10 protein-coding genes and 4 tRNA genes are annotated in these 10337 nt (G+C 41.6%); all 14 read left to right on the forward strand.

The window, feature by feature from the left end:
• Positions 1-6: 6 nt before the first annotated feature.
• Entirely contained in the window at positions 7-1200 is a 1194-nt protein-coding gene (locus HYG93_RS03630; protein WP_178961869.1) for a heme biosynthesis protein HemY, read from the forward strand.
• A 13-nt stretch (positions 1201-1213) separates the two neighbouring features.
• Positions 1214-1642 carry a thioesterase family protein gene (locus HYG93_RS03635; protein ID WP_106984286.1) on the forward strand — a complete coding sequence of 143 codons (429 nt, stop codon included), beginning with the start codon at positions 1214-1216 and terminating at the stop codon, positions 1640-1642.
• Positions 1643-1790: 148 nt separating this feature from the next.
• Entirely contained in the window at positions 1791-2114 is a 324-nt protein-coding gene (locus HYG93_RS03640) for an H-NS family nucleoid-associated regulatory protein (RefSeq protein WP_120364698.1), read from the forward strand.
• Positions 2115-2299: 185 nt separating this feature from the next.
• Positions 2300-3043, forward strand: a complete 744-nt coding sequence (gene gspN, locus HYG93_RS03645; RefSeq protein ID WP_106984287.1) for a type II secretion system protein N — start codon at positions 2300-2302, stop codon at positions 3041-3043.
• Positions 3043-3903, forward strand: a complete 861-nt coding sequence (locus tag HYG93_RS03650) for a type II secretion system protein N (protein ID WP_117006641.1) — start codon at positions 3043-3045, stop codon at positions 3901-3903. Before gspN ends, HYG93_RS03650 begins: the two co-directional genes overlap by 1 nt.
• 39 nt (positions 3904-3942) lie before the next feature.
• Complete coding sequence (gene gspD, locus HYG93_RS03655) at positions 3943-6195, forward strand: type II secretion system secretin GspD (protein WP_106984289.1); 2253 nt, start codon at positions 3943-3945, stop codon at positions 6193-6195.
• 100 nt (positions 6196-6295) lie between these two features.
• Positions 6296-7000 carry an FHA domain-containing protein gene (locus tag HYG93_RS03660; protein ID WP_106984290.1) on the forward strand — a complete coding sequence of 235 codons (705 nt, stop codon included), beginning with the start codon at positions 6296-6298 and terminating at the stop codon, positions 6998-7000.
• Positions 7001-7134: 134 nt separating this feature from the next.
• Positions 7135-7803 (forward strand): phosphoglycolate phosphatase, encoded by a 669-nt coding sequence (locus tag HYG93_RS03665; protein WP_106984291.1) that lies wholly within the window; start codon positions 7135-7137, stop codon positions 7801-7803.
• 109 nt (positions 7804-7912) lie between these two features.
• A complete protein-coding gene (gene trpE, locus HYG93_RS03670) occupies positions 7913-9406 on the forward strand; it encodes an anthranilate synthase component I (protein ID WP_106984292.1) in 1494 nt (497 codons plus the stop codon).
• Positions 9407-9504: 98 nt separating this feature from the next.
• A tRNA-Thr gene (locus HYG93_RS03675) sits at positions 9505-9580 on the forward strand.
• Positions 9581-9632: 52 nt separating this feature from the next.
• A tRNA-Tyr gene (locus HYG93_RS03680) sits at positions 9633-9716 on the forward strand.
• 39 nt (positions 9717-9755) lie between these two features.
• A tRNA-Gly gene (locus tag HYG93_RS03685) sits at positions 9756-9831 on the forward strand.
• Between the two features lie 16 nt (positions 9832-9847).
• Positions 9848-9922: transfer RNA gene (locus tag HYG93_RS03690), tRNA-Thr, on the forward strand.
• 150 nt (positions 9923-10072) lie between these two features.
• Positions 10073-10337 (forward strand): GTP-binding protein (locus tag HYG93_RS03695; RefSeq protein ID WP_256733378.1); only part of this gene is annotated, 265 nt, incomplete at its 3' end.

Below are 10337 nucleotides of genomic sequence, written 5' to 3' on the forward strand. Positions count from 1 at the left end.
GCCAATATGAAGCAGATCATTTTAGCCTATCTCTTTGTCGGCTTATTATGTACCGCATTATTTAGTTTGTTGAGCTATGGTTATGGTGCTGGCTATGTTTATTTATATTGGCGTGAATGGCAAATACAAACCAATCTGTGGGTTTTAATTTTCTGTTTAATTTTATTAAGCTTTATTGTTCAAATGCTTTGGTTAACCGTAAAACGTTATTTAAGCCGTGAGCAACGTAAAATTGAAACTGTTTTTAGTTTTAATCAATTGCATCCCTATGAGCAATTGGCAGTGGTTTGGTTATTAAATGCAGGTCCTGATCAGCAAAACTTTATTCAACAAGTGTTCAGTCAATCAGGTTTATTAAAAGGGATTATTAGTGCGCGTTTATATTGGATGCGTCAACAATATAACGAAGCTTTAATTGCTTTAAATGAAGCAAATCCGATGGCATTTGAGCTGGCTGAACAACAGCGTATTGAGATTTTTTTGTCAAAGCATGATGGTGAGCAAGCACTCACACATCTCGAATTTTTAAATCAACATGAATTATCCCCTTGGTTAAATAACGTTAAAGAAGCGTATGAGCAACGTTTAATTAGCTTGTGGGGGCAGTTTGCTGCCCAGTTTCCGTGGTTATATTTACATTCTACGCGCTACGGTCACTTAGATGAAACCGCAAAGCAGGTCTGGTTAAAGCAGTTGCTAAAGGCATTTGATCAAGCCTCTGTTGCTGATTTACAACGTTTACAACAGCGCTATCTAGATTTAAGCGAACAAATTGAAGTGCGCCCTTATGATATTAAAGTACTTTGGTTAAAAATTTTAGCCCGTTTGCCTGAACTGGGTATGCAGCATCAACAGCTTGCAGAACACTTGCTTGGAGAGCAATTTAATCAAGAGGTGTTCTATTTGTGGTTTGAGCAGCAGCTATTGTGTCAAAACCCAGACTATCAGCGAGCTGAGCAGCAAATTACACTTTGGGAAAGTCGTTATCCTGCCTTACCGGTATTAAGTTTTGCAAAATGGCATGTGTATATGGCCACAGGGCGTATTCAAGATGCTGAAGCACTGTTGCATCTATATCCAGATGATGTGTTGATGAGTTATTTGCGAATTAAATCGTTGTTGCAAGGTCAAGAAGATTTAGTGCAACAGTTAAATCTTATTTTTGAAAATAATGCGAATTTTGTGAAAATTAAAATTTAAAGGAAAATTATAAATGGACTTAATCAAGCATTATCCAATTATTCTCAAGCAAGCTGTTGCATGGGGGGATATGGATGCATTTGGTCATGTAAATAATACGGTTTATTATCGTTATATGGAAAGCGCGCGAATTCTATATTTTGATGCTTTAGATATATTTTCCACCGATGTATTTACAGTTGTGGCTTCCAGTCAGTGTCAATATTTAAAACCTGTATTTTATCCTGATACATTAAGTGTGGCCACACGTATTGAAGAGCTCCGAAATAGTGCATTAAGAATGAGTTATGTTTTATGGAGTGAAAAGCAACAAGCAGTTATTGCTCAAGGAGAGGCAGTCATTGTTTGTGTAGATAAAATCAATATGAAGAAAACAGCAATTCCAGAGCGCGTACGTTTAAAAATGAAAGAAATAGAATTAAGTGTTTCTAATATCATTTAAATTCGAGGTATATATATTTTGTGAAGATTAGTGAAAACATGTTTTTTATTTTTATTTTTATTTTTATTTTTATTGAATATTAATTGCAATATAAATATGATGAGCGTGTTTTACAAAACAAAATAAAATGAAACTCGGAGTTAATGTAATGCCAGACATCAGTAATTTATCTGTAGAAGAATTAAAACGACTACAGGTTGAAGCGGAAGCTTTAATTGCCTCTAAAAAAGATCAAGCAGTTGAAGATGCCTATAATCAAATCCTAGAAATCGCAGAAAATGTAGGTTTAACGATTGAACAAATTTTAGAATTTGGTGCAAGCAAACGTAAAAAAACTGTGCGTAAATCAGTAGAGCCACGTTACCGTAGCAAAGCAAATCCAGAAGACACTTGGACAGGTCGTGGTAAACAACCTCGTTGGTTGGTTGCAGAACTTGAAAAAGGTGCGAAGTTAGAAGATTTTATTATCTAAGTTGACGCAAACTTCGAGGCAATTGGTCATGGCATCGTCATGATTGGACGCTAAGATAAAAAACCAAGCATTTTTGCTTGGTTTTTTTATCCCTATGAATTGGCGTTGTGGAAAAAGTGTGCATAATGTGTCTATAAAGAATGCGAGTTTCATGGAAGAAAAATGATAATTTCAGTTGGGGCAGGATGAGCAAGAAACCAAAGCAAATCAGATGGTTGATCTTTGCTGTCATTAGTTTTTTTATTTTTATCCTGTTGCAAGTACCAGCAGCATGGATTTTTTCAAAATTTTATAAAAATAATCAGACCCTTCATAACGTCAGTGGCAATATTTGGCGTGGGCAGGCAGATTGGAAAAAAGATCAGTTAACAGGGTCAGTCAGTTGGAAAACTCGGCCTTGGGATTTAATTTTACTGCGCTTGGGTGCAAATGTTGAAATTCATAGTGGCAATACCAAGCTTGATGCAGTGCTAGGCTATGGCTTAGGTAAAACGCTACATGTTCAAGATATGAATGGGCAGATTGCGCCAGAAACACTCAAAAGTTTAGCCGATTGGCAGTGGCCCGTGAATGCTATTCAATTAAAAGATGTTGCGGTTCGATACCATCCAAGCCAAGGTTTTACGCAGGCAGAAGGTCAATTGCAATGGGCGGGTGGTGAGTTAATTTATACCTATGCACAACGACAAGACCGAATGACGATTCCGTCTTTAATGGCTAAGCTCTCAGATGAACAAGGTAAGTTGCTCATCGATGTGCGTGATCAACGTGAACAAAAAATGATGAATTTGCAATTGGATGCCAGCCTAATGCTGGATGTGCAATTGACACAGCGCTTATTAATGAATGTTGCTTCTTATGATGGAAAAGCTGGCTTAGATACTTATGTAGTGAGCTCACGTCAGCCATTGATACGAGGTGGCATGTAATGAGTGCGTGGATGGATAAAATTAAACAACTGGATTTAAAGCAAGCAGATCGTATCGCACCTGTGGTACTGGCCATCGCGATTTTAATTTTATGTTGGAAGTTAGCCGCTTTACTTTGGTTGCTATTAGCGCCACCCCAAGTCATGCAAATCGAGCGGGTGGAATTGGGTTCACAGCAAGCTCAAGTACCCAATATCAGCTCATTCGCACTTTTTCAAGAAGCTGCCAATACATCTGCAGCGGATCAGCAGTTAAATATGAGTTTGCAAGGTGTAGTACAAGGTTATCCAAGCCAATTCTCTTCAGCCGTGATTAAGGTCAATGAAGTTGCCGATCGTTATCGCGTGGGTGAGATGATTTTAGGTTCCAACTATAGTTTGTCTGAAGTGTATTGGGATCGTGTGATTTTAAGAAACAACAGTGGCGCAGTGCGTGAACTCAAGTTTAAAGGTATGGAAAATGGTTTAGATCAACCGATTGTTCCAGAATTTAATCCCAATGCATCAAATAGCAATACAGGTGCATCTGCACCCGCCAATACACAAAATACACAGCCCAGTAGTGCCATAGGCCAAGCAGTACAACAGATACAAGAAAACCGTGATCAGTATTTACAAGATATGGGAATTGGGTCGTCGGCAAATGGCAGTGGTTATGAAGTTACAGCGCGTACACCCGTAGGGCTACGCAATAAACTTGGTTTGCAACCTGGCGACCGTATTATGTCGCTCAATGGTCAAACGGTTGGGCAAGGGCGAACAGAAGCACAATTATTAGAACAAGCTCGACGTGAGGGTCAGGTCAAGCTCGAAATAAAACGCGGTGATCAAGTGGTAACCGTACAACAGGATTTGAAGTGATGTGTGATCACTAAAGCAGGTTAGGAAACACGAGTAGTTATGGCTTTATTCAATAATAATCGTCCAATATTGGCCGCCTATGCTTTGGCGCCGCTGGTGGCTATGGTCAGCACTGCCAGCTATGCACAGACATGGAAAATTAATTTACGTGATGCAGACTTAACTGCATTTATTAACGAAGTTGCAGACATTACAGGTAAAAACTTTGCCGTAGACCCACGGGTTCGAGGCAATGTCACGGTCATTTCAAATAAGCCACTGAATAAAAGTGAGGTTTATGATCTCTTTTTAGGCGTATTGAATGTCAATGGTGTGGTTGCCATTCCGTCAGGCAATACCATTAAATTGGTGCCAGACAGTAATGTGAAAAGCTCAGGTGTTCCTTATGATGCACGCCATCGTGCAACGGGTGATCAAATCGTAACGCGTGTGATTTGGCTGGATAATACCAATGCCAATGATTTGATTCCTGCACTACGCCCACTCATGCCACAGTTTGCGCATTTGTCTGGAGTTGCAGGGACCAATGCTTTAATTATTTCAGATCGTGCAAGTAATATTTATCAGCTGGAAACGATTATTCGTAACCTTGATGGTACGGGTCAAAATGACATTGAAGCGGTGACCTTACAGTCGAGCCAAGCAGAAGAAATGATCGGCTTATTAGACTCTATGAGCTCTACAGGTGCAGCCAAAGATTTGAAAGGCGCACGTGTGCGTATTATTGCGGATAATCGAACCAATCGAATCGTGATTAAAGGTGATACGGCATCGCGTAAACGTATCCGCCAAATGATTGAAATGTTGGATGTGCCATCTGCAGATCGTTTGGGTGGCTTAAAAGTTTTCCGTTTAAAATATGCCAGCGCAAAAAACTTGGCAGAGATTTTACAAGGCTTAGTCACGGGGCAAGCAGTCTCATCGACAGATTCGTCTAAAGGATCATCTTCTTCAAATACCAATTCGACCATGAATAGTTTAATGAATAACAATTCAACGTCGAATAATGGCTCAAATAATAATACGGGTTCGAGTATTAATTTAAATTCGAATAACAGTAGCGCTAACCAAAATAATATCACTACGTTTAACGGTAATGGCATTAGTATTATTGCCGATGCAACTCAGAACGCATTGGTAGTGAAGGCTGATCCTCAGTTAATGCGTGAAATTGAATCTGCGATTCAGCAACTAGATACACGCCGTCAGCAAGTGTTGATTGAAGCGGCGATTATTGAAGTTGAAGGCAATGATGCAGATCAACTCGGCGTACAGTGGGCATTGGGGGATATTAGTAGCGGTATTGGTATTATTAACTTCGATAATATTGGCTCTAGCTTAGGTCAGATTGCAGCAGGTGCGGTAGCAAATGGTGCTTTGGGAGCGGCCAGTGCGGTGAGTGCAGGGACGTCCTTGGTCTTAGGTGATTATAAAGAAGGCAGTGATGGCTCACGTAAGCTTTATGGTGCAATGATCCAAGCCTTAAAAGAAAACACCAAATCCAATTTGTTATCTACACCTTCAATTGTGACGATGGACAATGAAGAAGCCTATATTGTGGTCGGTGAAAACGTACCTTTCGTCACAGGCTCAGTGTCTACCAGCTCAGCGGGTACAGCCAATCCCTATACAACAATCGAACGTAAAGATGTGGGTGTGACCTTAAAGGTGGTGCCACACATTGGCGAAGGTGGCTCTGTTCGTTTAGAGGTGGAGCAAGAAGTTTCAGATGTAAAAGCCAACAAAGGGCAAGCATCTGATTTGGTGACCAGTAAACGTGCTTTAAAGACCTCTATTTTGGCTGAGCATGGGCAAACAATTGTACTCGGTGGTCTAATTTCAGATAACACATCTTATCTACGGCAGGCAGTTCCTGGCTTGGGTGCAATTCCAGGCTTAGGTCGCTTATTTCGCTCCGATGGAAAGTCCAATAAAAAGCGTAATTTATTGGTCTTTATTCACCCGACCATTATTGGTAATAGCAACGAAAGTCGCCGTTTGACTCAGCAACGTTATAATCAATTGTATAGCTTACAGTTGGCTTTAGATGCTGATGGTGGCTTTGCAAAATTGCCTGAGCAGGTAGAGGATATCTATCAACAGCGTTTGCCAGTTTCAAAACTTGCATCTAATGTGACGGGTACCACCTATCAAGCTGTGCCTACTGCTCCTGTGGCACAAACGGTACCTGCGGCCAAAGTGGTAACGACACCTGTCGCCATAGAGCCAGCATTAAAGCGTCAGACAATTACAGTGCCAAACGGTGTACCAGCCAACAAAAACAACCAATAAACATGATGCTCACATGCTGAATCAAACTTTAACAGGGGTGTTAAAGCTTTCTTGATTCAGCATGCTATGATGCTAAAAAATCATGTAGAGAAGCAATTTCATGACTTGGAAAATAAAAGCCCTAGGTGGCGACTTGGCGGCGCAAGAGATCAATATTGAGCGTGACCTTTTGGTTGGACGCCATCAAGCAGCAGATATTGTGTTGGCACAAGCAGATATTTCACGTAAACATGCGGCTTTTTTGCTCAAAGAACAAGCGTTATGGGTGCAAGACTTAGGTTCTTCAAACGGGACTTTTGTCAATGATACTCGTCTGGCTACAGAAGAAGTTGAATTGCACGCAGGTGATGTGGTGCAGTTTGCCAGTGCGACTAAATTTACGGTTGTTGCTGTGGCAGCTTCTGTAGATGCACCAGTGACTCCACTACGTCAACCTGCTGAAGCTGTTGCGGTGTCTGAGTTAAGTATTCAGCCTGAGCCAACAGTTGCACCTGTAGTCGAAGAAGTGAAAACAGCTGCGCAGCAATTGAGTGATCAGGGCATGACACAGCTAGGTGAGCGCGATAGCAATGTACAGCTCAATCGTGATGGAATGCCTCAAAATGTTTCTGTACCTAAACCTGCACCAATTCCTGAAGGTGTAGATATTAGTGCAGTGACGCCTGAGCCTAAACCAATTCCTGTTGAGCAACCCATCACACGTGCCGAAGAAGAAAAGCTTGAGCAAAAAAATGCATCTTTGGGGCTAATGAGTCTGATTGTGTTAATTATTCTTGCGCTTGTTGCATGGTTTATTTTTAAATAAACCCGAAGTTGCGAACGCTAAAGGCATGCAATCGCATGCCTTTGTTGTATTGATATAAAAGATATAGACCATAATTGCATCTCAAGCAGATGAAATGTATGGTTTGAAATGAAAATGAAAAAATTGAGGGTGTTATGTTTGATGTGAAGTTGCAAGACCGTGAAGTCTTTCTATTTGACTTGGATGGAACCTTGGTCGATTCCGCAGCCGACTTATATCTGGCCATGAATATGAGTCTCAATGTATTGCAACTTCCAGCGGTGAGTGAAGAACAAGTGCGTGCTTGGATTGGAAAGGGTACTGCTCTTTTTTGTCGTAGTGTGTTGGAGCACTTAACCGTAACGGTGGATCCTGCACAGCACCAACAACTGTTGGCAACATTCTTAAAAATTTATAATGCTGATCCATGCGCAGAAACCCGTCCATTTGTTGGGGTGCTTCAGTTTTTGGATTGGGCAAAAGCACAAGGCAAAACTTTGGTCTGTGTGACCAATAAACCAGAGCAACCGGCACGAACGATTTTAGAAACTTTGGATATGTTGCATTATTTTGATGATGTGATTGGTGGCGATCGCTTTGAAGAACGTAAACCACATCCACGTCAGTTGAATCATTGTGTCGAACATTATCAGGTCAGTTCGGCACATGTATTGATGGTGGGAGACTCTTCAAATGATGTTGAAGCGTCACGCCGTGCGGGTATTGATTGTATTGTGGTCAGCTATGGCTATAATCATGGTGAAAATATAGCAGACTGTCAGCCACAGTTAATTGTGGATGATTTACGTGAACTGCTGGCTTAGCAAAGGGTACTAAGGAAAGAAAATGAATAGTTGTAAGGTTTTTCGATGGCGTCGCTCAGTTCAATTTTATTTACATACTGAGTAACCCTATTTAAAAGAGAAAAACCACATGACAACATCAGCACAATTTCAGCAACTCGCTCAACAAGGCTATAACCTTATCCCAGTGTATCGTCAGCGTTTAGCAGATACAGATACACCGCTGTCTATTTTTGCGCGTTTAAAACAGCACCAACAAGCCTATTTGTTTGAATCGGTTGAGGGGGGTGAAAACTGGGCACGTTATTCGATTATTGGTTTGGGCGAGTCCACTGTATTTTCATGCAATGAAGGTGTGCTTACTGTGAAAGCTGCCGATGGCAGTCTGAGTGAGCAAGCCTGCCTCGATCCATTTCAATATATCCGCGACTTTCAATCACAGTTTAAAGTTCCAACCCAACAGGACTTGCCGGGCTTACCAAGCTTTACAGGTGGTTTGGTGGGCTACTTTGGTTATGATGCGGTGCGTTATATCGAACCAAAGCTAAAAAATGTACCTGCGGACGATCCAGTTGGATTGCCAGATATTTGGATGATGCTGTCTAAAACCGTGATTGTGTTTGATAACTTAAAAGACACGCTGTTTTTAATTGTGCATGCGGATGCAAATGACGCCGATGCCTATAGTAAAGCACAAGCACAATTAGATGAACTGGAAGATATACTTGCGACGCCTGTCAGCTTAAAAGCCATCAAACACACTGCACCACACTTTGAGTCTTTAACAGGCCATGACAACTTTTTGGCGTCCATTGAAAAAGTAAAAGATTACATCCGAGCAGGGGATGTGATGCAGGTGGTGCCAGGTCATCGTATGGTGTCAGACTTTGATGGCGAACCATTACAAGTTTATCGCGCATTACGTCATCTTAATCCTTCGCCATATTTGTTCCTTGTACAAGGGCAGACCTTGGGCAATAACACCCCATTTCACATTGTAGGGTCTTCGCCGGAAATTTTGTCACGTTTAGAAAATGGTGTCGCTACTGTGCGTCCATTGGCGGGCACTCGTCCACGTGGCAAAACCAAAGAAGAAGACTTGGCTTTAGAAAAAGATCTGCTTTCAGATGAAAAAGAAATCGCTGAGCATTTAATGCTGATTGATTTAGGTCGAAATGATGTGGGTCGTGTTTCAAAAATTGGTAAAGTTCATGTGACTGATCAAATGGTGATCGAACGCTATTCGCATGTGATGCATATTGTGTCGAATGTGCAGGGTGAAGTACGTGACGATGTAGATGCTTTGGATGTTTTTAAAGCAACATTCCCTGCAGGAACACTTTCAGGCGCGCCAAAAATACGTGCGATGGAAATTATTGACGAAGTTGAGCCAGTAAAACGCGGAATTTTTGGTGGTGCTGTTGGTTATTTAGGCTGGCATGGTGAAATGGACATGTCGATTGCCATTCGTACCTGTGTAATTCGTGAAAATAAGGTCTATGTTCAGGCTGGAGCAGGGGTGGTTTATGACTCAAATCCTGAATCTGAATGGAATGAAACGCAAATAAAAGCTCGCGCAGTGATCAAATCGGTTGAATTATCATCAAATGGTTTGATTTTATGAGTTTTTCACGTTTTTTTTAGAAAAAACACTTGCAAGGATTTCAAGATTTGCTAAACTGCACACCGTTCCGATACGAAACGTACGAAACACTAAGAAGCGCCGGCATAGCTCAGTTGGTAGAGCAACTGACTTGTAATCAGTAGGTCCACAGTTCGAATCCGTGTGCCGGCACCATCTTAGAGATTTTGAGTATGGTTGAAGAACGACACTGAAGTAAGTGTAAAATGGTGAGGTTCCCGAGCGGTCAAAGGGGGCGGACTGTAACTCCGCTACGAAAGTTTCGAAGGTTCGAATCCTTCCCTCACCACCAATTTTAAGACTTCAATTAAGTGGAATGTACCAACATCGTGCGGGAGTAGCTCAGTTGGTAGAGCGGCAGCCTTCCAAGCTGCATGTCGCGAGTTCGACCCTCGTCTCCCGCTCCATTGAAGTACTAAATTTGCTCTTATAGCTCAGTGGTAGAGCACTCCCTTGGTAAGGGAGAGGTCTCGAGTTCAAATCTCGATAAGAGCTCCAGATTACAGTTTAGCAACTTTGTTGCACAAGATTTCAAAAGCAGGCTTATTAGTCTGCTTTTCAAGTATCAGGGTGTCTATTTTTTTAGGCAAGCAAGTCGATGCTGGGTTTTGCTCAGAATTGTGTTCGACGTAAACGAGGAATATAAACATGGCTAAGGCTAAGTTTGAACGTAATAAGCCACACGTTAACGTGGGCACAATTGGTCACGTTGACCATGGTAAAACAACTTTAACAGCTGCAATTGCAACTGTATGTGCGAAGAAATTCGGTGGCGAAGCGAAAGACTACGCTGCAATCGACTCTGCACCTGAAGAAAAAGCACGTGGTATTACAATTAATACTTCACACGTAGAATACGATTCTCCAACTCGTCACTACGCTCACGTAGACTGCCCGGGCCACGCCGATTATG

It is taken from the genome of Acinetobacter sp. SwsAc6 (assembly GCF_013391565.1).
In the GTDB taxonomy this organism is placed as follows: domain Bacteria; phylum Pseudomonadota; class Gammaproteobacteria; order Pseudomonadales; family Moraxellaceae; genus Acinetobacter; species Acinetobacter cumulans.